This window comes from Sphingopyxis sp., assembly GCF_016704835.1.
Classification (GTDB): domain Bacteria; phylum Pseudomonadota; class Alphaproteobacteria; order Sphingomonadales; family Sphingomonadaceae; genus Sphingopyxis.
In genome coordinates, this window is record NZ_JADIZJ010000021.1 from 541,231 (window position 1) to 565,752 (window position 24,522).

Sequence of the window (24,522 nt, forward strand, 5' to 3'; positions counted from 1 at the left end):
GCGTCAACTGTCGGTTAATTTTACACTTGTCATATACGCAATCGGGGGTGACCCGCGTTTCCCGACGCGATACACCGGCGCGATGACCGACATGATCCAACCCGTAATTTTGTGCGGCGGCGCCGGAACGCGCCTGTGGCCCGAATCGCGTGGCCACCGCGCCAAGCAATTCCTACCGCTTACAGGGGCGCAGAGCCTGTTCCAGCAAACGATCGTGCGCACGTCCGCGGGCGCCGGTTTCGGTTCCCCGATCATCCTGTGCGGCGACCCCCATGTCGCCGCGGTGCGTGATCAGTTGGGCGCGTGCCGAGCAACGCTGCTCGTCGAGCCGATGCCGCGCAACACCGCCGCGGCCATCGCGCTCGCGGTCGCGCGCGTCGCCGCCGATACGCTGCTGCTGGTGATGCCCAGCGACCATGTTATCGCAGACGTTCCCGCCTTCCACGCCGCGATTGCCCGCGGCGCGCGGCTGGCGCAGCAGGACTGGATCGTCACCTTCGGCATCACCCCCACCGGCCCCGAAACCGGCTTCGGCTATATCGCCAACGGCGCGGCCCTTGGCGACGACGGCTTCGTGGTCGACCGCTTCATCGAAAAGCCGCCGCTCGTCGATGCAGAGGCGATGCTCGCGGCGGGCGGCTATAGCTGGAACGCCGGCATCTTCCTGTTCCGTGCCGGACGGATGCGCGACGCAATGCTCACGCAATGCCGCGCGATTTTCGAAGCCGCCGACCGCTCCATCGCAGCGGGAATGATCGACGGCGATGCACTTTATGCCGATGCCGTCCATTTCGCCCAGGCACCCTCGGATTCGATCGATTATGCGGTCATGGAAAGGGACGAGCGCGTCGCCGTCGTCCCCGCATCGATGGGCTGGTCCGACCTCGGCAGCTGGCAGGCGGTGCACATGCTGGCGCCCAAGGACGCCGCGAGCAACGCCGTGACTGGCGACGCCTTCTTGCACGACAGCCAAAGCAATCTCGTCCGCGCCGGCGGCAAGCGCGTGTCACTCGTCGGCATGGACAGTATCGCGGTGATCGTCGACGGCGACGACATCCTCGTCATGCCGCTCGTCCGCTCGCAGGACGTCCGCGCCGCGGCCAAGGCGCGCGAAGCCCCAAACTAAGGCGCCGCGTCGGCTTCCGGTTGCGCCGCCAGCACCCGCGCGACCGTCGCGGGCCAGTCGTCGAAGCGCCAGAATTTCTGACTCGCGCGGCCCAGGATCCGTGGCTCGCGCATCGTTGGCGCAATCTCGCAATCAAACGGCGAACATTCGGCCAGCAGGTCGCAACTGAAAAACACGCGCACCGCGATCGCCTCGCCGCTCTCGCCCGCGCTGCCGGTGACGATGCCCAGCATCCCGCCCGACAGGGTCACCAATGTTCCGACCGGAAAAATGCCCAGACTGTCGGCGAACCGATCGAGCAGTTGTGGGTCGAAATGGCCGGTCCAGCTTTGCATTGCGGTGAGCGCTTCGCACGGCGTCCACGCCGCCTTGTACGGTCGGTCCGACGTCACTGCGTCATAGACATCACAGATGGCGCCCATCCGCGCATAAAGCGACAGCTCGCCGTCGCCCAGCCCATCGGGATATCCCGACCCGTCCATCTTTTCATGATGGCGCATGCACACCTCCAGCGCCGCCGCCGGAATGTCGGGCGACTGCGCCAGCAACGCATGACCCGCCCGCGGATGCCCCTCGACCGAACTCCGTTCGCGCAGCGTCAGTTTGCCAGGTTTCAGCAGCACATCGTCGGCGATCGCGACCTTGCCGACATCGTGCAGCAGCCCCGCGACCCCCAACGCCTGAATCTCGGCCTCATCGAGCTTCAGGTGGCGCGCGAAATTGATCATCAGCGCGCACACCGCGACCGAATGGAGATAGGTATATTCGTCCTTCTGCTTCAATCGCACCATATTGATCAGCACCCGCGAATGGCGCGTGATCGAATCGCCGATCGCCTCGGCCAGCGGCGCAATCTTGCCGCCATCGACCGCGCGCCCCAGCCGCGCCGATTCAAACAGATCGATCACCGCGCCCCGCGATTTGTCGATCACGCGCGCCGCGCGCCGCCGCTCCTGCGCATAGGTGGCAGGACGCACCGGGCGCTCGCGAGGTGGTGGCGCAAATATTCTGGCCCGGCGCCGTTCGACGCCGCGGTAGGGCGGGCTCATACCGCCGACGGCTTTGCGGCGATCCTCGCCAAAGGCTTCGTCGCCGGTACCGGGTACCATTTGGCTCCGGCTGCGATCGACGATCACCGCAATCACCCCCGACTCGCGGATGAGCGCCAGTTGCTCCGCGGTTTCGACCAGGAACCGGCTGCGCCAGAACGGATGATCAATCCAGCGCCCGTCGAACGCATCGACGAACATGCCGATCTCGACTTGCTCGGGTTTGAGATGAAGCAACATGTCTGACATCGGTCCCAAGTGCGGAAAGGTGAGCTCCTTCACAGGATTAACGGCGTGGCCAGCCATATATTAAAGCCTGGTGTTCCAAAGAAGGCGCATCGCAGAATATCGATGCGGCGGCAGGCGCAATCGGTGATACCCGATGCGGGAACGCCTGCTTCGCGCCGCATCTTGGCCGTTCGGCCCTCGCCAAGCGGCATCGAAAAGCGACGTTCGATCATTCACTTCGCGGCCAGTGGGTGCTGGATGCTGCAATCCTCAGCATTCACAATATCAATCCAGCCGATCGACCGTGTGCGGCGGAAGTAAACCGCGCAGCAAGCCATGCCAAACTGCCTCAACCATGCAGATTGCGAAGTCGAGAGCGCGGCTCTTGGGCAAGCTGCATCGGATGACGGATTAGCCTTGTCGCAAGGCTCGGTAATTATGAAAGCAAGGACTTACCAAGATCAGGACCCAGACGGCGTATGGAGTGGGTTATCGATGGGTTGTTGCAGTACGCTCTCGGATCAGTTCAACGGTCGCCCATAGCTCCAGGCGCTGTAAAGCACTTCACAATCATTCCACGTTTCGCTGCAGCGCTCCAATGCTTGACTGCTAACCGTCGGCAGTTCAATCGCCAATGACGATATCCCGCCGCTCGATCCCCACACACAGACGGCACACTGATAATAATAGGTGATCGATATTTTGCACTCGGCATCTTTTGTTGCTGCCGTGGACTTGCTTCGACTTAGAGCCGCCGTTGCCGCGCACGGCCTCCGGCGCCGACGGGAGTTTCAATTGATTCTCGACCTGTCGGCCCGGCGGCTGAAGCTGTAAAACGGCGGCTCTTGCATCACCATCCGCCCACCCATCATCAGCAACTCCCTCTGATCTCGGCGATTCTGAAATCAGGACTGGCGCTTCCACTGCAAGCGGTACTTTTTCAATACCATCGGCCACAATCGCCCCTTCAATCCCCCGCAAAATCGAACGCGCTGACGCCACGCTCGCCATCCCTAAACCGCAAGGGCCGGCCCAGCGGCGGCATCGATCGCTGGACGCAGCCGGTGCGCGTGCAACGGCGACAGCCGAGGCCAATCGGTGTTGCGGGGTTTCGCATCAGGTCGATTCCGCGCGCGGCGATCAATGGTGCGGCAACTTTGGCATCGACCCCGACGCACACCGCGAAGCGCGCTGGAGTGCCGCTGCCGGTCGCGCCAGGTGCCGCGACGGACCGCGATTGCGTGAACCAGCGCGACCCATCTTCCAGTTCAACCAGATCGGCGATCACTTCGCCGGGGCGCGCAAAGGCTTCATGGACACCCCATAACGGACAGCGCGTGTCGCCATCGACCAGCGGCGACTGGCTCGCCCCGGCATAGCGTTTGCTCCCCTGCCCCGCGCGATCGATGCGCAGCATGAAAAAGGGCAGCCCGCGCGCCCCGACGCGCTGGAGTGTGGTCAGCCGGTGCGCGACCTGCTCATACCCCGCGCCGAAACGCCGCTGAAGCAGCAGCATATCATAACCCGTCGCATCGCAGGCGCGCAGGAACCGGCTATACGGCATCATCAGCGCCGCAGCGAAATAATGAACCAGATGGCGCTCGAACAATCGCGCCGCCGCGGCCTCGGCAAATTCGGCCCCAGCAACCAACGCGTCGATCTCGGCCTTTGCCTCGATCTGCGCCAACGTTGCCGCCGCCTGGAAGGTGCGCGACGCGGGCCGCAACAACTCGCTCAGCATAAGTTGCCGCGCGTGCCAGTCGAGCCAGCGGAGGCGATCGGGCATCACATCGCTCGGCAGGATGCGGATGCCCAGTTGGTGACGCGTCCGCAAACGCTCTGAAATCGTGCCATAAAGATCGCCGCCCGCCAGCCGCAATTCGTCGGCCAACTCCTCGGCCTTGGCGTCCAGATCGGCGAAATGGTTGCGCCATTTTTCGATCGCGCGGCGCACCGCGGCAACTTCGGGTGCTTCTTCCTGTAAAGCCGCGCCAGCTTCGGGCGCCGCATCGAACAGGCGGGCAAAGGCCGCGGCGGTCGTCGGCGCGGTCGCGAGCCACTCCTCGACCTCCTGTACGCCGATCCCCAGATCGGCGAAGCGCGGATCTGACAATCGCCGCCGCAGTCCCGCCAGTCCGCCCGGCAGCGCATCGGCGCCCAACGTCGCGGCATCGAAGCCGAAGCGTTCGGCCAGCTTGACGATCACCGTCGCGCTGAGCGGCCGCTGGCCATGCTCGATCAGATTGAGGTAGCTCGCAGAAATGGCGAGCGCCTCGGCCATCGCCGCCTGCGTCATCCCCGCCTCGCGCCGCACCTTGCGCACCGCCGGCCCCGCAAACACCCGTCGCTCCGCCATGGTTTGTAACTTTCTTTACTACTTTACATGCCAATTTACACCGATACGCCATACTTCACAAATATTATTGACAAAGCTTTTCACTTTCCGCGGCACCTTCGCCAACATTCACCCATCACCTCCTCTCAAGGACAAAGACGATGGGCTACCAAGAAGACATGGCGCAGACCGGCCGCCTCATCCGCGACCATGACGGCGCTTGGGACGGCATCAGCGGCGAGAGCATCGCCCGCATGCGCGCCCAGAACAAATTCCGCACGGGCCTCGACGTCGCCCGCTACACCGCGCGCATCATGCGCGCCGACATGGCCGCCTATGACGCCGACCCCGCCAAATACACGCAGTCGCTCGGCTGCTGGCACGGCTTCATCGCGCAGCAGAAGCTGATCTCGATCAAGAAGCATTTCGGCACCACCAAGGGCCGCTACCTCTACCTCTCGGGCTGGATGATCGCCGCGCTGCGCAGTGAATTCGGGCCGCTGCCCGACCAGTCAATGCACGAAAAGACCAGCGTTCCAGCGCTGATCGAGGAAATCTACACCTTCCTGCGCCAAGCCGACGCGCGCGAACTCGGCGGCCTGTTCCGCGAACTCGACGCCGCGCGCAGCGAAGGCGACGAGCTGAAAGCGAAGCAGATCCAGTCAGCGATCGACAGCCATGAAACGCACGTCGTGCCGATCATCGCCGACATCGACGCGGGCTTCGGCAACGCCGAGGCGACGTACCTCCTCGCCAAGAAGATGATTGAAGCTGGCGCCTGCGCGCTCCAGATCGAGAACCAGGTCTCGGACGAAAAGCAGTGCGGCCACCAGGACGGCAAGGTCACCGTGCCGCACGAGGATTTCATCGCAAAAATCCGCGCCTGCCGCTACGCTTTCATGGAACTCGGCGTCGAGGACGGCATCATCGTCACCCGCACCGACAGCCTCGGCGCGGGGCTGACCAAGCAGATCGCCTTTTCGAAAGAGCCGGGCGATCTGGCCGACCAATATAACAGCTTCCTCGACTGCGAAGAGGTCGAAGGCGCGGGCAACCCCGGCGACGTGCTGATCAACCGCAACGGCAAGCTGATGCGCCCCAAGCGCCTGCCCTCGAACCTCTATCAGTTCAAGGCTGGCTCGGGCGAAGACCGCTGCGTCATGGATTGCATCGCCAGTCTCCAGAACGGCGCCGACCTGTTGTGGATCGAAACAGAAAAGCCGCACATCGAACAGATCGCCGGCATGGTCGACCGCATCCGCGAAGTCGTCCCTAATGCGAAGCTAGCCTACAACAATTCGCCCAGCTTCAACTGGACGCTGAACTTCCGCCAGCAGGTCTATGATGCCTGGGAGAAGGACGGCCAGGACGTCAGCGCCTATGACCGCGCCCGTCTGATGAGCGTCGATTATGACGGCACCGCGCTAGGCGACGAAGCCGACAACCGCATCCGCACTTTCCAGCGCGATTCGGCGAAGCGGGCGGGGATCTTCCACCACCTCATTACCCTGCCGACCTATCACACCGCGGCGCTGTCGACCGACAATCTGGCCAAGGAATATTTCGGCGACGAGGCAATGCTGGGTTACGTCAAGGGCGTCCAGCGCGCCGAGATCCGCCAGGGCATCGCCTGCGTCAAGCACCAGAATATGTCGGGCAGCGACATCGGCGACGACCACAAGGAATATTTCGCCGGCGAAGCGGCGCTCAAGGCCGCGGGGAAGGACAATACGATGAACCAGTTCGCTGCATAATCCTCGAGCTTGGCGCGGGGGCCCGTTGCACCCCCCGCGCCTTCCTTCTTGGTGCGGGGGCTAGCGACCCAGTCCCCGCGCCTCCCGAGCTTTCCTGGGGAGGAAAGCCTGTCCGTCGGAAGCCGCAAGGCCTCCGGCGGACATTTTACTACGCGGCAGCGCGCTGTCTTCGCGCGTCTTGACCAGCGACCAGATCACCCCGCCCGCGATCAGTCCGACCGTCACGCCCAGACTGACCAGCGGCGGGAACTTGTCGCCGTCCAGAATGAAATCTGCGACGAAGATCTTCGACCCGATGAACACCAGCACGAGCGCGAGCGCATATTTGAGGTAGTGGAAGCGGTGGACCATCGCCGACAGCGCAAAATACAGCGCGCGCAGGCCCAGGATCGCCATGATGTTCGACGTATAGACGATGAACGTGTCGGTGGTGATCGCAAAGATCGCCGGCACGCTATCGACCGCGAACACCAGATCGGCGAGGTTGATCACCACCAGCGCGAGGAACAACGGCGTCGCCGCCAGAACGAGTTTGCCCGACTTGCTATCGGGCACCCGCACGAAGAATTTCTCGCCGTGCAGCTCGTTAGTGATGGGAATATGCCGCGACAGCCATTTGACCACCGGATTGCCCGCGACGTCCATCGGGTTGTCGCCGACGAACAGCATCTTGATCCCCGTGAACACCAAGAACGCTGCGAACACATAGAGCAGCCATTCATATTCGGTGACCAGCGCCGCGCCGCCCGCGATCATGATGCCGCGCAGCAAGATCACCGCGACGATGCCCCACAAGAGCGCGCGATACTGGTAGCGCGGCGGGATCGCAAAGGTCGCAAAGATCAGCGAGATGACGAAGATATTGTCGATCGACAACGCCTTTTCGATAAAGAAGCCGGTGTAATATTGCAGCCCCGCTTCGCCGCCCTTCGCGGCCCACACCCAGGCGCCAAATGCCATCGCAATGCCGATGTAGAACGCCGAGAGCCGCAAACTCTCGCCAATCCCCATCTCCTTGTCCTCCTTGTTGAGGACGCCAAGATCAAAGGCGGTGAGCGTGACGACCAGCGCGATAAACGCCAGCCAGAACCAGGCCGGGGTGCCCAGCCAGTCGGCAAACAGAAATTCCATGGTGATTATCCCTGGATACGCCAGAAGGCGCCGCCCCGGCGGGGCGACGCTTCCGGTCTTGGTTAGGTTGGATTAGCGCGCGAGCGCCGGACGCAGCGACAGCGCCGCCAGGCGCCGCTTGACCGCAAGCTTCAGCGTTTTTAGCCGCAACAGCCGAAATGGATCAGCACCCTGCCGCCGCGCTTCGCGCCGCGCCGCTTCGTCAAGCTGGCGGTGCAGCAAGGTGAGCCGATAGAGATTGGGATTAAGCGTCATGAAAAGGGCCTCCTGATTGAAAATCAAGCAGGTGACGCCGATGCCGAACCCAGGGTTTAAGGGGGGAGGTAGGCCCAGAGCATCGGTGTCACCCGATGCGGTCCGACATCACGTGGCAGGAAATATCCTGTCGACGCCAGAGGGGCCCGGCCCGCATGAGTGGGACTTAAGATCGCCGCATCGGCGTTTCAAGACCCCGCCCGATCATGCTACCCAAAAAATATCGCGTCGCGCCACAGGGAGCTTTTATGTCCGTTATCATCACCCGCGATGGCCCCGTCACCATCGTCACCATCGACCGCCCCGCGCGCCGCAACGCGGTCGATCCAGATACCGCCAACGCGCTGCGCGACGCCTTCGCCGCCTTCGCGGCCGACAGTGACACGCGCGTCGCGATCCTCACCGGCAGCGCGGGGAATTTCTGCGCCGGTTTCGACCTCAATGCCGTCGGCACTTCGCGCTACGACCCTGACGGTCCCGGTCCGATGGGGCCGACGCGGGTGCTGCAAGACAAGCCGGTAATCGCCGCGGTCGAGGGGCATGCCGTCGCGGGCGGACTCGAACTCGCGCTGTGGTGCGACCTGCGCGTCGCTGCCGCCAGCGCCGTGTTCGGCGTTTATTGCCGCCGCTGGGGCGTACCGCTGATCGACGGCGGCACCGTCCGCTTGCCAAGGCTTGTCGGCCAGGGCCGCGCGCTCGACATGATCCTGACTGGCCGCCCGGTCGCCGCCGAGGAAGCGCAGCGCATCGGCCTCGCCGACCGCGTCGTCGCCGACGGCGAAGCGCTGTCCGCCGCGATCGCCCTCGCCAAACAGATCGCCGCCTTTCCGCAACTGTGCATGAACAGCGACCGGCTGAGCGCCTACCGCCAATGGGACTTCGATCTCGCCGATGCGCTGACGCACGAAGCCCACGCCGGGGCGGCCCCATTGCGCGAAGGCGCCGCTGCGGGCGCGAAACGCTTTACTGAAGGCGCAGGCCGCGGCGGCGCGTTCTAAACCTGCTGCCCTACCGTCATACCGGACTTGATCCGGGATCCAAAGCAGCGGGGGTTGCATGGACCCCGGATCGAGTTCCGGGGTGACGCAGGGGACATGACCCTCCCTGTCGCGAAGCGATGGGGAGGTGGCAGCGCAGGAATGATTTCTTTTATCTTTTCCTTGGTTGGGGAAAGATAAAGGTTTCCAGGTTCCTAAACCCCGTTAAGCAACAGCTGATGACAGGGAGGGTGCCTATGATCATGATTCCGGGCTGATACCCTGTTAGGAGTTCAATATATGTCACCGATGCTTGCAAATCTCGCGATGGGCGGACCACGCGCGCGATGAGTGTCTCGGCCGTCGCTGCGCTCCTTTTGCTGTCCGGCGCACCGCCCGCTGCTGCCGACGCTACCCCCGAAAGCCTGACGGAGAAGACGTCGCAGCCATATGCGGGTGATGTTTTGCCCCCGAAGGTCGTGCCGACGATCGGGACCAACCCATCGCCAGCGCCGATAACGCCCGAACCATCCGGCGGCGAGCAGCCGACCCCAAACCCGGGGGCGCCGAACGAAATCGTCGTGACAGCGCGCGGCGATGCGCCGCCGGGCGATCCGCTGCAAGCGGTCAACATCGAATCCTATCAGGCGGTCCAGGCGATCGACCAGGCGCTCGTCGGCCCGATCGCGATGGGTTATCAGGGCATTGTCCCGGAACCGGTTCGTGACGGGGTGGGCAACGCGCTGCGCAACCTGACCGAACCGGTCAATTTCCTGAACTATCTGTTACAGTTCAAGATTGGCAAGGCCGCCGAAACGCTCGGCCGCTTTGCCATCAACTCGACCTTCGGCGTCGGCGGCCTGTTTGACGTAGCCAAGAAAAAGCCGTTCAACCTGCCCTATCGGCGCAACGGTTTTGCCAATACTTTGGGCTTCTACGGGGTCGAGCCCGGTCCCTTCTTCTACCTGCCGCTGTTCGGCGCGACGACGTTGCGCGACATGGCCGGCAACGGCCTCGACATGCTGGTCCTGCCGACCGCGATCGGCAAGCCGTTCAACCGCACCGCTTATGCGGTCCCAACGACGGTGGTCCGGGCGCTCAACGACCGCATCGAACGCGATGCCGAAATCGAGCGCCTGCAGCAACAAAGCCTCGACCCCTATGTCGAGACGCGCACCCTCTATCTGGAAATGCGGCAACGCGAAATCGACGCGCTGAGAGGCAGGCTTCCTGCCGTCACCGCTGTCCCGCCGATCGAAGCTGCGGCCCCGCAGACCGATCCCCTTCCCGAAGCGGAAATTCCGGTTGTCGAGGCGCCTGCAGTTGTCGGAAAGCTGCCAGCAGGTGACGCGCCGCCACCGTGAATGAGACCCGCGGTGCGATGGTTTCCGACGACGGCCTCGCCCCTGGCACCGACGCGCTCGCCGAGGCTATCCGCAAGGACGGTGGGACGAAGGTGAAAACACTGCACGTCGCGACCGACCCTAGCTGGTCGGATGCCAGGGTGCGGTTGCAGGCGGAGGTTTTTGGGGTCGTTGGGGACGTTGCAAACAGAATGATTACCTAGCCGCACGGGGAGTGCGCTAGACATGGTTCGAGGGATGCCCGCGCAAAAGGCGCCGCGCATCAAAGAACAGGAATCCGACACACGGGTCGCGTTTCAACGCCGCGTAATACGACGAGGCGGACGCCGAGGCTGACCCGGCGCCCACCCAGGATAACGACGAACGATCACCATCCGAAGCCGGAGTAAAGTCGTGATCAACCAATGCGTTTGAAATACGTCGTTTCCAATTTTGGAAGATTATCGACCGCCCAAACTATTGTTTCGGTCATGGATTCGCGATCCTTGGCGACGGTGTAAACTCGCGTCGCCACCCGGGCACCGTCCTTCCCGAGGGTCATTACCAATGTGTTTGGCGCCGGCTGACGCAGCGCCACCGTGTCGATGAAATCCATGTTGCCGGTGATGGGTACCGGAATGCCATCAAGAGCAGCGGTCGATTCAGCATGTCGGCTGGAGCCGTCAGGCGTGACAATTTCGACAAGCGTTGTCCATTTCCCGTCCTGCGATGCGCGGAACGTCATGGTCACTTGCTGCGGCCGCTCGTTCTCCGGAAGGCGCGAGACGTCCAACGACCAGCTTCCAACCAGCAGCAACTGCTCAGATGCAGCGCTGTAAGCGGTTGCCAATGTTGCGACCTGATGCACGGAGGGGGCCGCCGCGACAATAAGTCCAACGGTGGCCAGAGGTATTGCGATGAACATGACTGTCATTCCTTTCGAGCCGCGAACCCCGATGGCCGCGGTCTGCGCCAAACTGTTCACCGGGGAATTCCGCGTCGAAAGATCGATATTTTTGTCACAATTTTCTTGGCCGTCCAAAAGGCGCGCCAATTCCCGGCTACTGCCGATGCCCGTCTTACGGCGGGCAGTCCGCAAACGCTCGTTAATCGAGGTTTCCGAGCGCCCGAGGCGCACAGCAATAGTCTTCACAGTATGTCCGGCAGCCAACATGCGCAGAACTTCCCGTTCGCGATCTGTAAGGCACGCGAATGAACCGGCATGGGTTTGCTTGGCAGACATATTTTTGCTCACCACAGCCACTGGAAACGGTCCATCCCAATTTTTTTGTGTCGCGCCGGTGTTGCCAAATCGAAATTTGCGAAAACGGGACTTTTGTACCATCGCCAGGATCGCGAAACTCCAATGATATTCAGATAAACCCACCGCAGGATCCAACGCCCCGTTCGCGTCCGAAAATGACCTTTTTCCTGGCAGTGTGCGACCGGACTACTTCTTCCCCATCAACTTGAGCGTCATCGCCGTCAGCGCCTCGGTCGCGGTCGCGATCACCTTGTCCGCCTCGGGCGCCCAGAACGGCGAGTGCAGGCTCGGCAGCGTCCGCCCTTCTTTTTTCGCCGCGTCATATTCGGCCTGCGGCACCCCGCCGACCCAGATGATCAGGCTTTTAATGTCCTTGTCGTCGCGCGAAAAGCGGCCGAAATCTTCGCCGCCCATAACTGGCGGGATCTGCATCACGCGCTTCTCGCCAAAACTGGTTTTCAGATGCGCCGCCATCTCTTCGGTGAAATCGGGGGTGTTGAAGGTCGAGGGGGTAAACTCGTCCTTCTGCACGCTCACCACCGGCATCTTGTCCACGGGAATCCCCGTTGCAATCGCCTCGCCCTTCGCGATCCGGGCAATGCCGTCGAGCAGGTGATTGCGGACCTCGTCGGAATAGCTGCGCACCGTCAGCTGCAGCCGCGCCTCGTCCGAAATGATATTATGCTTTGCCCCGGCGTGAAAGCTGCCGACGGTCACCACAGCGCTGTCGAGCGGGCTAATTTCGCGCGACACCAATGTCTGTAACGTCGACACGATGCGGCTGGCCAGCACGATCGGATCCTTGGTCGTCTGCGGATAGGCGCCGTGGCCGCCGACGCCCTTGACCAAAATATCGACGCTGTCGACATTGGCAAGGGCATAGCCCGGCGTATAGCCGATCATCCCCGCCGGAAACTGCGCCGCGTCGTGGAACGCGAGAGCGTACTGAGGTTTGGGAAAGCGCGTATAAAGCCCGTCCTCCAGCATCATCCGCGCGCCCGCGCCGCGTTCTTCGGCTGGCTGGCCGATCATCACCAGCGTCCCCGACCAGTTCGCCTTGTTCGCCGCCATCAACCGCGCGACGCCGACCCATGCCGTCATGTGCGTGTCGTGGCCGCACGCGTGCATGACACCCGTCTCGACACCCTCCGCGGTCGTCACGCGCACCTTCGACGCGCCAGGCAGCCCGGTTTGCTCGGTAACCGGCAGCCCGTCCATGTCGGCGCGAACCAAAACGACCGGCCCCGCGCCGTTCTTCATCACCGCGACGATGCCGGTGCCGCCGACCTTTTCGGTCACCTCAAACCCCAGCTTGCGCGCTTCGGCCGCGAGGATACCCGCCGAGCGCACTTCCATGAAGCTGAGTTCGGGGTTGGCGTGCAGATCGTCATAGATTTTCATCAGCGACGGCATCTGCTTCTGAACCTCGCCGCCCAGCTGCTGCGCCGCCGCGGGGGCCGTCCCCGATACTGCCAGTGCTAGCGCCGCGGCGCCCGTCCACACATTTCGCATTGATACTACCCCTGTTGTCAGCTCGCCGGGACCAGTTCGATCACGTCGACCAATGATTCATACGCCGGCGCGGGCAAGACCAGCCGCCAGCGATTGTCGCCGATCCTTTCGACCATCCCCGCCATGTCACGCATCCGGTCGCTGCCATAATTGACCGCCATCTTCTCGTCGCCGAGTTCGAGCGTTCCGAGAAAAATCTGGCGTTTCAGGTTGTCGGGAAAGATCAGGCCCACGGGGCGCTGCGACCCGGTCAGCTTGGTCAGGCTCGACAACCCCTGTTCGGGCGCCACGCGGCAGCGGAACCAGTCATAGGCGATATAGCTCAGCCCGCTGCGCCCCTTGGCGCCGACCTTGATCGTCCGGCAGCGATAATCGCCCGCGGGCAGAAACGCGTTGGGCAGCGCCGCCATCGGTTGCAGCAGCACGCCTTCGCGGTCGATGTCGGCGCCATGCCCCTTTGCGCGCGCATCGGCGAGTGCGGCTTCCCAGCTCGAGTACCAGCCGCGAATCCGTTCTTTGTCCTGATCGGTCGCGGTCGCGCGCCAGCTACCCGACGCGGGTGGCGCATCGGCCGCCGACGGCGGCAGTGCCGGCACCACCGGGACCGACTGGCACCCCGCCGCGGTCAGCCCGAGCGCAATGGCAAAAATATATTTGGTGCGACCCATCATTCTCCGTCTCTCCCCTGATCCGGTTGCGTTAACCTTAGGAGGGCAAAGGAGAATGCTCAAGGCTTGCGGCGCATTAGGCCGCGGTCCACCCGCCATCAACGCTCAGGTTCGCGCCGGTGATGTTCGCCGCCTCGTCACGGGTCAGGAACGACGCCAGCGCCGCGACCTGTTCGACGGTAACGAACTGCTTGGTCGGCTGGCCCGCCAGCAGCACATCGTTGATCACCTGCTCGCGCGTCATCCCGCGCGCTTTCATCGTATCGGGGATCTGCCCCTCGACCAGCGGCGTCCAGACATAACCCGGGCTGATGCAGTTCGCGGTAATCCCGGCATCGGCCACTTCCAGCGCGACGGTCTTGGTCAGCCCGACAAGCCCATGCTTCGCCGCCACATAGGCCGATTTGAACGGCGAGGCGACCAGCGAGTGCGCCGATGCGGTGCCGATGATCCGGCCCCACTTCTTATTGCGCATGCCGGGGACCGCGTGGCGGATGGTGTGGAACGCCGACGTCAGGTTGAGCGCCAGGATCAAGTCCCATTTCTCGACCGGAAAATCCTCGATCGGCGACACGAACTGCGTCCCGGCATTGTTCACCAGGATATCGACCCCGCCCATGTCGGCGTCGGCGCGCGCGAACATCTCGGCAATCGCATCGACTTTGGTGAGATCGGCGCCGTCATAAATCGCTTTGCCGCCGCTCAACCCTTCGAGCGCGACGCGCTCGGCCTCGATCGCTGCGGCATCGCCAAAGCCGTTGATGATGACATTCGCCCCCTCGCTCGCCAGCGCCTTCGCGATGCCCAGCCCGATGCCCGACGTTGATCCGGTGACGAGCGCGGTTTTTCCTTGAAGACGCATATTGGTTCCTTTCGCTGGGGGCGTGTCAGTTAATATCGGGGTCGATTTTCGGTTTCAACATATTGGCTTGCAACGCAAAGCTGCCAGAACGGCCTTCGGCGACACTCTCCGCGAGCAAATGCCCGTCCTTCATCGCCGCCTCGACCGCTTCATGACCCAGCGCCCAGTTGACCTCCATCGTCGAGCGCGAAAACTCGAAATCGCGCGCCCCCGTCTGCCATTTGGGCGGCTGATGGATCAGCTGGACGACGTTGAGCGCCTTGCTGTCGACCATTTTCTGCACGGCCTTGACCTCGGGCAGAGCGGCATATTCGACGGGCAGCTTTTTCAGCATCCGGTCGATCAGCTGATGCTCCTTGCGCCGACGCACCAGCCCGTCCGAAATCCGCCGTGTCCGGCTGGAAAAACGGATGTCCTTTTCGCGCGACCAGGCTTCTTCCATATCGTGCGGCCGGTCGCCGCGCGCGGGAAACAAATCGACCTGGAACACCAGCATGTCCTCATGCGCCGCATCGACGACATGCTCGAGCGGCGTATTCGACACGAGGCCCCCATCCCAATACCAGGTCCCGTCGATCTCGACCGGCGGCAGCCCCGGCGGCAGCGCGCCCGACGCCAAAATATGCCGCGCATCGATCGTCTCGACCCTGGTGTCGAAATAGCGGAAATTCCCGGTCTCGACCGCCACTGCGCCGACCGACAGCCGCACATTGCCCTTGTTCACCCGGTCCCAATCGACTAGCCGGTCGAGCGTCTCGACCAGCGGACTGGTGTCGTAAAAGCTCACCGCCTCGGGCGTCTGCCGCTCGGCAAAGCTCGGCGGCGGCCAGCGCGGGGTGAAAAAGCCGGGAACACCGAACGCCATCACCTGCCCGGCCGCGACCATATGCGCCCATTCGCGCGCCCAGTCATTGTCGGCGACCGGCAGCGACGGCATCGCCGACGACACGCCGTTCCAGAATTCGCGCAGCTTGCCGACCGCTTCATCGCGCGGATTGCCCGCGATGATCGCGGCGTTGACCGCGCCGATCGAAATCCCCGCCACCCAGTCGAGCTCGATGCCGAGATCGATCATCGCCTCATACACTCCCGCCTGGAATGCGCCGAGCGCGCCGCCGCCCTGCAGGACCAGCACAACGAGGTCGGGGAGCGGAAGCGCGGCGGGAGCGGCACGGCGTGGCATGAAATTGGGGATCCTTTGGTTCGCGTCGGCGCGATTGGTGCGTCGCAGCATAAACCATTGCAAGGACTTCGTCCAACGCGAAGCCCCTTTCAATTGCCTGTCGCTGCTGTAACTATCGGGATGAAACAGACACCTTAGCGGCGGAGGGCCCTATGCGCCTCGACGATTATGATCCCGGCGACGATATTCGCGACCTCGGCCGCGGCGGTGGCGGCGGCTTTGGCGGTGGTGGCGGCGGCCTTGGAGGCTTGCTTATCGGCTTCTTGCCGATGCTGCTCGGGCGCAAGATGGGCTGCGGTACGATCCTGCTGATCGGTGCGGTCGCCTTTTTCCTGCTCGGCCCCGGCGCCAATATGCTCAGCAGCGGGGGCGGCACCGCCGATCCGGCGGCGGACAGCAGGAGCGGCGCAGGCGTCGCGTGCGATACCGCTTCGGAGCGCTTTGCCTGCAACGTGTTCGGATCAACGCATACGGTGTGGGAAGGGCTGATCAGCGGCTATCAAAAGCCGACGCTCAATTTCTTCACCGAGCGCAACAGCTCCAAATGCGGCGCGGCACAGGCCGCGATGGGCCCATTCTACTGCCCCGCCGATCAAGGCGTCTATCTCGACACCAGCTTTTTCAACGAGCTCGAACAGAAATTCGGCGCGGCGGGCGACGCGGCGCAGGCCTATGTCATCGCGCACGAGGTAGGCCATCATATCCAGACGATCAGCGGCATTTCGAACCAGGTCCGCCAGGCGCAGCAACGCGCCTCGCAGGCCGAGGGCAACGCGCTGCAAGTTCGCATGGAATTGCAGGCCGATTGCTACGCTGGTGTCTGGGCCGCGCGCGCCAAGACCAGCGCCGGCCAGCCGGTGATGGAAGCGGGCGACATGGAGGAAGCAATGCGCGCCGCCAACGCGATTGGAGACGATACGCTGATGCGGTCGGCGGGGCAGCGTCCGGTCCCTGAAAGCTTCACCCATGGCACCAGTGAACAGCGGATGAGCTGGCTGCGGCGCGGCCTGCAATCGGGGGATCCGCGCCAGTGCGACGCGTTCGCCAGCGGCACCTGATCGCGCTGCTCGCGGCGGCGTTCGTCGCGAGCAGCGCATCGGCGCAGACACGCTATGTCGAAACCGGACGCCTGATTGATGGCGTCGCCGACACCGTCCGCACCAACCAGTGCATCACGATCGAGGCCGAGCGGATCAAGGCGATCGCCCCCTGCGGCACCACGCCGGCAGGCGCAACGCGGCTCGACTGGTCGGGCTTCACCGTCCTGCCCGGCCTGATCGACCTCCACACCCACCTCTCCGACCTTGGCCAGAGCGCCGACCTTGCAGCACCGATTAAGGCGTCTCCCGCCGAAACCGTCTTGGTCGGCGCCCGCAATGCCCGCGTCACCCTCGACGCCGGTTTCACCAGCGTGCGCGACGTCGGCACCTACCGCGGCCTGACCGACGTTACGCTCCGCAACGCGATCGAACGCGGCGACGTGCCCGGCCCGCGCATGTGGGTCGCCGGTGCTTACCTGACCATTCCCAAGGGCGGCGGCGAACTCAACGGCGTGGTTCCCAATGAAGAATTGCCACCTGACATGCGCCTCGGCGTCGCCGCGACGCCCGAAGAAGCCGCGACAAAGACGACATTTCTGCTCGACCATGGCGCCGATTTCATCAAGGCAATCGCGCCCGGCGCGGTGCTCGCGATCGGCACCGAACCCGGTGCGCCCGAACTGACCGCCGACCAATTGCGCGCGATCGTGCAGGTCGCGCACGCCCGCGCCAAAAAAGTCACCGCGCACGCGCATGGCGCGATCGGCATCCGGAATGCGATCATCGCCGGGGTCGACAGCATCGAACACGCCAGCCTGGCCGACGAGGCGACGCTGCAGCTCGCGAAAAAACACGGCACCTGGCTCGCAATGGACATCTACAACGGCGACTATATCGAAGATGTCGGTACCAAAGAGGGCTGGCCCGCCGAATATCTGCGCAAGAATCGCGAAACCACCGACGCTCAGCGCGCCGCCTTTCGTCGCGCCGTCGAACTCGGGGTCAATATCGGCTATGCTACCGACGCCGGCGTCTATCCGCACGGGCTCAACGCGCGCCAATTTCGCAACATGGTCAAATATGGGATGACCCCGATGCAGGCGATCCAGTCGGCCACCGGTCGCGCTGCGGTCGAGATGGGCCGCGACGACGTCGGCGCGATCATGCCAGGCCGGTATGCCGATCTGGTCGCGGTAAAGGCCGACCCCCTCACTGACATCACCGCGCTCGAAAAGATCGACCGTGTTATGAAGGGCGGCGTGATCGTCCGTTAGCGACCAGAAGTGGCCAACCGCAAGCTCGTCATCCCGGCGAAAGCCGGGATGACGAAATGGGAAAGGCCGCTTCACCCAAAAAAACCTCCCCAAACCCGCAACCAACGAAGACGCTTGAACGCGCGCCTTACCCCGCTAAACCGCTTTCATGCGAAACCATATCCTGACCAGCGCACTCGCGCTCGCCGCCGCCCTGTCCACCCCCGCCTATGCCCGGCCGATGACCGAGGTCGATCTCGCAACGCTGAAACGCGTCGCGGCGCCGACCGCGTCGCCCGATGGGCGCTGGGTGGTGTTTCAGATGACCGAGACCGCGCCCGAGACCTACAAGCGCGCGACCGGTCTCTGGCTGGTCGATCGCAATGCAAAGGGCGCCGTGCCAGTGCGCGTCGCCGACACCGCCGACAAGAATGAAACCGCCCCCGCCTTCCACCCCGACGGCAGCCTCTATTTCCTCTCCAACGCTTCGGGCAAAAGCCAGGTCTGGCGGATCGATCCCAAGGCCGCCGCCGTCGCGGTGCAGGTCACCGACACCGCGGCCGATGTCTCGGGCTTCAAGATTTCGCCCGACGGCAAACGTCTGCTTGCCTGGGGCGATGTGCCGCGCGAATGCACCGACTTCGGCTGCGATGCGAAGGACAAGGGCGCCCTCCCCGGCCCCGGCACCGGCCGCCTGTACAAGGATGGCGCCGGTTTCGTGCGCCACTGGGACAGCTGGGAAACCCCCGGCACCTACAGCCGCCCCTTCGTCTTCAACCTCGACGGCGGCAAGGCCAGCGTCGCGCGCGCGATCGACGGCGGGCTGATCGGCGACAGCCCGTCCAAGCCCTTTGGCGGCGGCGAAGAACTTGCATGGGGCGCCGACAGCCGCACCGTATTTTTCACGCTGCGCAAGGCCGACAAGGACGAGCCGACCTCGACCAACCTCGATATCTCCCGCTGGCTGGTCGACAGCCGGATGAGGCCGCAGAACCTGGCCGTGGCAAATCAGGCCACTGACACGCTGCCCGCCCCCTCCGCAGACGGTAAATGGCTCGCATATGCTGCCATGGCGCGCCCGGGGTATGAGGCCGACCGGCAGGTGCTGATGCTGCGGAACCTCGAAAGCGGCGAAACGCGCAAACTGACCGATGCGTGGGACCGCTCGGTCGGCTCGATCGCGTGGGCGGCGGACGGCAAGTCGCTCTATGTCACCGCACAGGATGTCCTCGACCACCCCGTGTTCCGCGTCGATGTGAAGACCGGCAAGGTGACAAAGCTTAAGGCCACCACCGAAGCCCATGAGGGCAATATCGGCGACGTCACGCCGCTGCCCGGCGGCGCGCTGCTCTATTCGCGAAACAGCGTCGCGGTACCGACCGACCTGTTCGTCCGCGATGCCAAGGGCAAGGTCACGCGTCTGACCGACGTCAACCGCGCCCAGCTCGCCGAGATCGACCGCGTCGACGCCAAAAGGTTCAGCTTCAAGGGCGCCAACGGCGACACCGTGTGGGCCAGATCGTCAAACCCGCCGATACCAAGGGCAAAATCCCCGTCGCCTTCCTCGTCCATGGCGGCCCGCAGTCGAGCTTTGGCAACAGCTGGTCGACCCGCTGGAACCCCCGTTTGTTTTCAGCGCCCGGCTATGCCGCGGTGACCGTCGATTTCCACGGCTCAACCGGTTACGGACAGGCGTTCACCGACGGCATCAATCAGGATTGGGGCGGCAAACCGTTCGAAGACCTCAAGCTCGGCCTCGCCGCGGCGGGGGCGCAGGACGCCAATGTCGAAACTGCCAACGCCTGTGCACTCGGTGGGTCTTACGGCGGTTACATGATGAACTGGATTGCGGGCAACTGGCCCGACGGCTTCAAATGCCTCGTCACCCACGCCGGTGTTTTTGACCTCCGCGCGATGGCGTTCGAGACCGAGGAGCTGTGGTTCGACGAATTTGATCATGGCGGCCCCTGGTGGCAGCGCCGCGACGCCGAAAAATGGAACCCGGTCCATCATGTAACGAAGTGGAAGACCCCGACGCTGGTCATCCACGGAGAAAAGGATTTCCGCATCCCCTACAGCCAGAGCCTCGCCGTCTTTAACGCGCTCCAGCGGCAAGGCGTCGAGGGCGAATTGCTGGTCTTCCCCGACGAGAACCACTGGATCCTGAAGGGCCAGAACAGCGTCCAATGGTATCAGACGGTGTTCGGGTGGATGGGCAAGCATTTGAAGAAATGATAGCCTGTGCTCCCGCGAAAGCGGGAGCACATCACCGGTCGGTTCGCGTTTGCACTCATAGGAGATGGGTCCCCGCCTTCGCGGGGACACGGGTGTGTTTGATTGTGCGCCATTGCCCCCTTGCCGCGCCGCACCATGGCTGGCAAAGCGCGGCGCATTATGCCGATGGAAAAAACATTCGATCCCGCCGCGATTGAGGCTAAATGGGCTCACGCTTGGGAAAGCCGCGGGCTGTTTCGCCCGCATCGCCCCGACGCCACTCCCTTCACGATCGTCAACCCGCCGCCGAACGTCACCGGCGCGCTGCACATCGGCCATGCGCTCGACAACACGTTGCAGGACGTCCTCGTCCGCTACGAACGCTTGCGCGGCAAGGATGCCTTGTGGGTCGTCGGCATGGACCATGCCGGCATCGCGACGCAGATGGTCGTCGAGCGCCAGCTGGAGGCGCAGCAGGACAAGCGCACCAATTACAGCCGCGAAGATTTCATCGACAAGGTGTGGCAGTGGAAGGCGGAAAGCGGCGGCCAGATCACCGGCCAGCTCCGCCGCCTCGGCTGCTCGATGGACTGGAGCCGCGAACAATTCACAATGGACCCGCATTTCACCGCCGCGGTGGTCAAGGTGTTCGTCGACCTCCACAACCAAGGGCTGATCTACCGCGACAAGCGCCTCGTGAACTGGGATCCCAAGCTGAAGACCGCGATTTCGGACCTCGAGGTCGAAACGCATGAGATCCAGGGCAGCTTCTGGCACTTCAGATACCCGCTCGCCGACGGCGTGACGCTCGCCGATGGCCGCGATTATATCGAGGTCGCGACGACGCGCCCCGAAACGATGCTCGCCGACATGGCGGTCGCGGTGCACCCCAACGATGCACGCTACCAGAGCGTGATCGGCAAGGACATCCTCCAGCCGCTGACCGGCCGCCGCTTCAAGATCGTCGCCGACGAACATGCCGATCCCGAACTGGGCAGCGGCGCGGTAAAGATCACGCCGGGGCATGATTTCAACGACTTCGACGTCGGCAAGCGCGCGGGGTTCAAGCCCGCCGAGATGCTCAACATGCTCGACGGCGACGCGAACGTCATCCAGACGAGCGACGGGGTTATCCCGGCCGAATATCTCGGCCTCCACCGCTTCAAGCGCGACGGTGTCGATGGCGCGCGCGAACTGGTCGTGCAGCGGATGAAGGAAGCCGGCTTTCTCATCCCGCACATTGACAAGGACGGCAACGCGCACGACGCCGAGCCGCGCACGATCCAGACTCCGTTCGGCGACCGCGGCGGCGTGGTGATCGAACCGTGGCTCACCGACCAATGGTATGTCGACGCCGAAACGCTCGCGCAGCCGCCGATGGCGGCGGTGCGCGACGGGCGCATCAACATCGTCCCCAAGACGTGGGAAAAGACCTTTTTCAACTGGATGGAGAATATCCAGCCCTGGTGCGTCTCGCGTCAGCTGTGGTGGGGGCACCGGATCCCGGCCTGGTACGCCGATGACGGCCGCATATTTGTTGCCGAAACCGAGGAACAAGCCCAGGCACAGGCCGGTGCGGGCGTTGCACTCGATCGCGACCCTGACGTCCTCGACACCTGGTTCTCCTCCGCCCTCTGGCCTTTCGCCACGCTCGGCTGGCCCGAAGACACCGACCTCGTCAAACGCCACTACCCCAACGACGTCCTCATCTCGGGCTTCGACATCCTCTTCTTCTGGGATGCGCGCATGGCGATGCAGGGGATGGAGTTCATGGGCGATGTCCCGTGGAAGACGCTCTATCTCCACGGCCTCGTCCGCGCGCCCGATGGCGCCAAGATGTCGAAGTCGAAGGGCAACGTCGTCGATCCGCTCGGGCTGATCGACCAATATGGTGCCGACGCGCTGCGCTTCTTCATGGCGGCGATGGAAAGCCAGGGCCGCGACATTAAGATGGATGACGCGCGCCTCGCCGGATACCGCAACTTCGCAACCAAGCTGTGGAACGCCGCGCGCTTCTGCGAAGCCAATGGCATTTCGGCCTCGACCAGCCTCGAACCCCCCGCGGCCACCCTGCCCGTCAACCGCTGGATCATCGGCGAAGTCGCCGCGACCGTCAGCGCGATGGAAACCGCCTTCGCTGCGTACCGCTTCGACGAGGCCGCGAATGCGATCTACAGCTTTGCTTGGGACCGTTTCTGCGACTGGTATCTCGAACTGATCAAGGGCGCGATCGACGATGAGACGAAGGCCGTCGCCGGCTGGGTGCTCGACCAGATCCTCGTCATGCTCCACCCGTTCATGCCCTTCATCACCGAAGAGCTGTGGACCGGGCTCGGCGACCGCGCGGATTATCCTCTGATCACCGCGAAATGGCCCGCACCGAACGCGACGCGCGATGCCGACGCCAGCGCCGACATCGACTGGCTGATCAAGCTCGTCAGCGAACTGCGGACGGCAAAGGCCGAGCTCGGCCTGCCCCCCGGCGCGCGGCTGACCGCGCATTTCCCCACGTCGCTCAAGCCCCGCGCCGAGACGCTCGCGGCGCAGCTCGACCGCCTCGCGCGCCTCGAAACCGTCAGCTTCGAACGCGCGCCCGCTGGCGCCTCGGCGCAGCTCGTCGTCGAAGGCGAGACGATCACCGTGCCGCTCGAAGGCGTTATCGACATCGCCGCCGAACGCGACCGCCTGACCAAGGCACTCGCGGCTGCGGCGAAGGAGCGCGACGGCCTCGCGGGCCGCTTGGGCAACCCGTCGTTCGTCGAGCGCGCCAAGCCCGAAGCGGTTGAAAAAGCGCGCGCCGACCATGCGGCCAAGGATGCAGAGGCCGAGCGCCTGACCGCCGCACTGGCAAGGCTGGGGTGAGCGAAAGCCCGCCCGTCACGCCAACCCCCGTCGCGGTGGCGAGCGATCCGGCGTCGTCGCCCGTTCCGCCGCGCCAGACCGCGCGCGGCGGGATGGACCTGACCAGCGGACCGATCGCCAAAACGCTGATCATCTTCGCACTGCCGACGCTCGCGTCGAACGTGCTCCAGACGCTCTCCGGGTCAGTGAATTCGATCTGGGTTGGGCAGTTTCTAGGCAACAGCGCGCTCGCCGCGACCGCCAACGCCAACATCATCATGTTCCTGATGTTCGCCACCTTTTTCGGTTTCGGTATGGCCGCGACGGTACTGATCGGGCAAGCGATCGGACGCGGCGATATTGACGCCGCGCGCCGCGCCGCGGGCGGCGCAATCGGGCTCGCGGCGCTGTTTGCGGTGGTCATCGCGATCGTCGGCTGGTTCGCCTCCGATGCGATTTTGCTCCTGCTCGAAACCCCGCCCGAAGCCTTTGCGCTGGCGCATGATTATCTGCGCGTCACCTTTGTCGCGGTCCCCGCCAGCATGATTTCGGTGACGTTAATGATGGCGTCGCGCGGCGCGGGCGACGCGGTGACGCCGCTGCGCTTCATGGTGCTGACCGTCGTCATCGACATCGTCCTGAATCCGGTGCTGATCCTCGGGCTCGGTCCCGTCCCGCGGCTCGGTATCGCGGGCAGCGCGCTCGCAACCGCGATTGCCGGAACGATCAGCCTGATCGGCATGATCATCTGGTTCTATGCCAAGGATCATCCGCTCCGCCTGCGCGGCCGCGAGCTCGCCTATCTGGCGCCCAGCTGGCGCGAACTGCGCTTCATCATCGCGCGCGGGTTGCCGATGGGCGCGCAGATGCTGGTGATTTCGGGTGCGGGCCTCGTGATGGTCGGGCTCGTCAACCGCGAAGGTCTCGTCACCGCCGCTGCCTATGGCGCCACGCTCCAGCTGTGGAATTATATCCAGATGCCCGCGCTCGCGATCGGCGCCGCAGTCAGCGCGATGGCGGCGCAGAATATCGGCGCGCAGCGCTGGGACCGCGTGTCTACGATCACCAACAGCGGCATCACGATCAACCTCGCGATGACCGGCGTGCTGATCGCGTTGCTGCTGCTGTTCGATCGCGCCGCGCTCGCGCTGTTCCTCGGCAGCGGCAGCGAGGCGATCGAGGTGTCGCGACATATCCAGTATATCGCGACCTGGACCTTCCTGCCCTTTGGCACCACAATCGTGATCATCGGCACGTTGCGCGCCAATGGCTCGGTCGTCCCGCCGCTGATCATCCTGGCGCTATCGATGTTCCCGATCCGCTTCGGCATCTATTATTTCGCCTATCCGGCGCTCGGCGCCAACGCGATCTGGTGGAGCTTTCCGCTCTCGTCGCTCGCCTCGCTGACGATGGCGTGGGCAGTGTATCAGCGCGGTGCCTGGCGCCGTGCGCTGCCGCAACCGGGCGCGAACTGACCGCACGGCTTT

19 protein-coding genes and 1 pseudogene are annotated in these 24,522 nt (G+C 63.9%); 10 read left to right on the top strand and 10 right to left on the bottom strand.

The features are described from left to right. The first annotated feature begins 82 nt into the window (after positions 1–82). Positions 83–1,126: a sugar phosphate nucleotidyltransferase gene (locus IPF76_RS17680; protein WP_293846685.1), complete on the top strand. Its 1,044-nt coding sequence runs from the start codon at positions 83–85 to the stop codon at positions 1,124–1,126. Here the strand turns inward: IPF76_RS17680 and IPF76_RS17685 are convergent. The 3 genes from IPF76_RS17685 to IPF76_RS17695 form a co-directional block, all read right to left on the bottom strand. Continuing rightward, on the bottom strand, positions 1,123–2,481 hold the full coding sequence (locus IPF76_RS17685) for an HD-GYP domain-containing protein (protein WP_293846687.1): 1,359 nt from the start codon (positions 2,479–2,481) through the stop codon (positions 1,123–1,125). The genes IPF76_RS17680 and IPF76_RS17685 overlap by 4 nt on opposite strands. 546 nt (positions 2,482–3,027) lie before the next feature. After that, positions 3,028–3,360 (bottom strand): hypothetical protein, encoded by a 333-nt coding sequence (locus IPF76_RS17690; protein ID WP_293846689.1) that lies wholly within the window; start codon positions 3,358–3,360, stop codon positions 3,028–3,030. Positions 3,361–3,370: 10 nt separating this feature from the next. Then, positions 3,371–4,759 (bottom strand): helix-turn-helix transcriptional regulator, encoded by a 1,389-nt coding sequence (locus IPF76_RS17695; protein WP_293846691.1) that lies wholly within the window; start codon positions 4,757–4,759, stop codon positions 3,371–3,373. 140 nt (positions 4,760–4,899) lie between these two features. On the opposite strand from IPF76_RS17695, the gene IPF76_RS17700 reads away from it, so the two are divergent. Beyond that, positions 4,900–6,492, top strand: a complete 1,593-nt coding sequence (locus tag IPF76_RS17700; protein WP_293846693.1) for an isocitrate lyase — start codon at positions 4,900–4,902, stop codon at positions 6,490–6,492. A 60-nt stretch (positions 6,493–6,552) separates the two neighbouring features. On the opposite strand, the gene IPF76_RS17705 is transcribed toward IPF76_RS17700, so the two are convergent. Together IPF76_RS17705 and IPF76_RS17710 are read right to left on the bottom strand one after the other, a co-directional pair. Continuing rightward, positions 6,553–7,623, bottom strand: a complete 1,071-nt coding sequence (locus IPF76_RS17705) for a TerC family protein (RefSeq protein WP_293846695.1) — start codon at positions 7,621–7,623, stop codon at positions 6,553–6,555. 72 nt (positions 7,624–7,695) lie between these two features. After that, positions 7,696–7,878 carry a hypothetical protein gene (locus IPF76_RS17710; protein WP_293846697.1) on the bottom strand — a complete coding sequence of 61 codons (183 nt, stop codon included), beginning with the start codon at positions 7,876–7,878 and terminating at the stop codon, positions 7,696–7,698. Positions 7,879–8,126: 248 nt separating this feature from the next. Between IPF76_RS17710 and IPF76_RS17715 the strand changes: the two genes are divergently transcribed. The 3 genes from IPF76_RS17715 (at position 8,127) to IPF76_RS17725 (ending at position 10,422) form a co-directional block, all read left to right on the top strand. After that, complete coding sequence (locus IPF76_RS17715) at positions 8,127–8,876, top strand: crotonase/enoyl-CoA hydratase family protein (protein ID WP_293846699.1); 750 nt, start codon at positions 8,127–8,129, stop codon at positions 8,874–8,876. 326 nt (positions 8,877–9,202) lie between these two features. After that, the gene (locus IPF76_RS17720) at positions 9,203–10,219 is read left to right on the top strand and encodes an MlaA family lipoprotein (protein WP_293846701.1); all 1,017 of its coding nucleotides are present in this window, start codon (positions 9,203–9,205) and stop codon (positions 10,217–10,219) included. Then, complete coding sequence (locus IPF76_RS17725; RefSeq protein WP_293846703.1) at positions 10,216–10,422, top strand: hypothetical protein; 207 nt, start codon at positions 10,216–10,218, stop codon at positions 10,420–10,422. The genes IPF76_RS17720 and IPF76_RS17725 overlap by 4 nt, the downstream gene beginning before the upstream one ends. Before the next feature lie 194 nt (positions 10,423–10,616). Here the strand turns inward: IPF76_RS17725 and IPF76_RS17730 are convergent, their stop codons facing one another. The 5 genes from IPF76_RS17730 to IPF76_RS17750 all read right to left on the bottom strand — a co-directional run bounded on the left by IPF76_RS17730 (position 10,617) and on the right by IPF76_RS17750 (position 15,687). After that, positions 10,617–11,585 (bottom strand): helix-turn-helix transcriptional regulator, encoded by a 969-nt coding sequence (locus tag IPF76_RS17730; protein WP_293846705.1) that lies wholly within the window; start codon positions 11,583–11,585, stop codon positions 10,617–10,619. A gap of 63 nt (positions 11,586–11,648) precedes the next feature. Further along, positions 11,649–12,974: an amidohydrolase gene (locus IPF76_RS17735; protein WP_293846707.1), complete on the bottom strand. Its 1,326-nt coding sequence runs from the start codon at positions 12,972–12,974 to the stop codon at positions 11,649–11,651. A gap of 17 nt (positions 12,975–12,991) precedes the next feature. Further along, positions 12,992–13,645, bottom strand: coding sequence for a DUF4893 domain-containing protein (locus tag IPF76_RS17740; protein ID WP_293846709.1), 654 nt, complete (start codon positions 13,643–13,645; stop codon positions 12,992–12,994). 73 nt (positions 13,646–13,718) lie between these two features. Further along, positions 13,719–14,504: a 3-hydroxybutyrate dehydrogenase gene (locus tag IPF76_RS17745; RefSeq protein WP_293846711.1), complete on the bottom strand. Its 786-nt coding sequence runs from the start codon at positions 14,502–14,504 to the stop codon at positions 13,719–13,721. Positions 14,505–14,529: 25 nt separating this feature from the next. Further along, the gene (locus tag IPF76_RS17750) at positions 14,530–15,687 is read right to left on the bottom strand and encodes a patatin-like phospholipase family protein (protein ID WP_293846713.1); all 1,158 of its coding nucleotides are present in this window, start codon (positions 15,685–15,687) and stop codon (positions 14,530–14,532) included. A 152-nt stretch (positions 15,688–15,839) separates the two neighbouring features. On the opposite strand from IPF76_RS17750, the gene IPF76_RS17755 reads away from it, so the two are divergent. The 5 genes and pseudogenes from IPF76_RS17755 (at position 15,840) to IPF76_RS17775 (ending at position 24,510) form a co-directional block, all read left to right on the top strand. Further along, entirely contained in the window at positions 15,840–16,745 is a 906-nt protein-coding gene (locus IPF76_RS17755; RefSeq protein ID WP_293846715.1) for a neutral zinc metallopeptidase, read from the top strand. Then, positions 16,718–18,001, top strand: coding sequence for an amidohydrolase family protein (locus tag IPF76_RS17760; protein WP_293846717.1), 1,284 nt, complete (start codon positions 16,718–16,720; stop codon positions 17,999–18,001). Before IPF76_RS17755 ends, IPF76_RS17760 begins: the two co-directional genes overlap by 28 nt. A 148-nt stretch (positions 18,002–18,149) precedes the next feature. Then, a pseudogene (locus IPF76_RS17765) lies at positions 18,150–20,215 on the top strand (S9 family peptidase). Positions 20,216–20,374: 159 nt separating this feature from the next. Then, on the top strand, positions 20,375–23,056 hold the full coding sequence (locus IPF76_RS17770; protein ID WP_293846719.1) for a valine--tRNA ligase: 2,682 nt from the start codon (positions 20,375–20,377) through the stop codon (positions 23,054–23,056). After that, positions 23,053–24,510, top strand: coding sequence for an MATE family efflux transporter (locus IPF76_RS17775; RefSeq protein WP_293846721.1), 1,458 nt, complete (start codon positions 23,053–23,055; stop codon positions 24,508–24,510). Before IPF76_RS17770 ends, IPF76_RS17775 begins: the two co-directional genes overlap by 4 nt. Positions 24,511–24,522 lie beyond the last annotated feature (12 nt).

What these genes read in the sequence shown, in the direction of transcription:
- IPF76_RS17740 (WP_293846709.1), bottom strand. Translation starts at nt 13,645, where the DNA reads ATGATGGGTCGCACCAAATATATTTTTGCCATTGCGCTCGGGCTGACC.
- IPF76_RS17700 (WP_293846693.1), top strand. Translation starts at nt 4,900, where the DNA reads ATGGGCTACCAAGAAGACATGGCGCAGACCGGCCGCCTCATCCGCGAC.
- IPF76_RS17735 (WP_293846707.1), bottom strand. Translation starts at nt 12,974, where the DNA reads ATGCGAAATGTGTGGACGGGCGCCGCGGCGCTAGCACTGGCAGTATCG.
- IPF76_RS17685 (WP_293846687.1), bottom strand. Translation starts at nt 2,481, where the DNA reads ATGGCTGGCCACGCCGTTAATCCTGTGAAGGAGCTCACCTTTCCGCAC.
- IPF76_RS17695 (WP_293846691.1), bottom strand. Translation starts at nt 4,759, where the DNA reads ATGGCGGAGCGACGGGTGTTTGCGGGGCCGGCGGTGCGCAAGGTGCGG.
- IPF76_RS17720 (WP_293846701.1), top strand. Translation starts at nt 9,203, where the DNA reads ATGAGTGTCTCGGCCGTCGCTGCGCTCCTTTTGCTGTCCGGCGCACCG.
- IPF76_RS17710 (WP_293846697.1), bottom strand. Translation starts at nt 7,878, where the DNA reads ATGACGCTTAATCCCAATCTCTATCGGCTCACCTTGCTGCACCGCCAG.
- IPF76_RS17745 (WP_293846711.1), bottom strand. Translation starts at nt 14,504, where the DNA reads ATGCGTCTTCAAGGAAAAACCGCGCTCGTCACCGGATCAACGTCGGGC.
- IPF76_RS17770 (WP_293846719.1), top strand. Translation starts at nt 20,375, where the DNA reads ATGCCGATGGAAAAAACATTCGATCCCGCCGCGATTGAGGCTAAATGG.
- IPF76_RS17705 (WP_293846695.1), bottom strand. Translation starts at nt 7,623, where the DNA reads ATGGAATTTCTGTTTGCCGACTGGCTGGGCACCCCGGCCTGGTTCTGG.
- IPF76_RS17715 (WP_293846699.1), top strand. Translation starts at nt 8,127, where the DNA reads ATGTCCGTTATCATCACCCGCGATGGCCCCGTCACCATCGTCACCATC.
- IPF76_RS17680 (WP_293846685.1), top strand. Translation starts at nt 83, where the DNA reads ATGACCGACATGATCCAACCCGTAATTTTGTGCGGCGGCGCCGGAACG.
- IPF76_RS17755 (WP_293846715.1), top strand. Translation starts at nt 15,840, where the DNA reads ATGCGCCTCGACGATTATGATCCCGGCGACGATATTCGCGACCTCGGC.
- IPF76_RS17750 (WP_293846713.1), bottom strand. Translation starts at nt 15,687, where the DNA reads ATGCCACGCCGTGCCGCTCCCGCCGCGCTTCCGCTCCCCGACCTCGTT.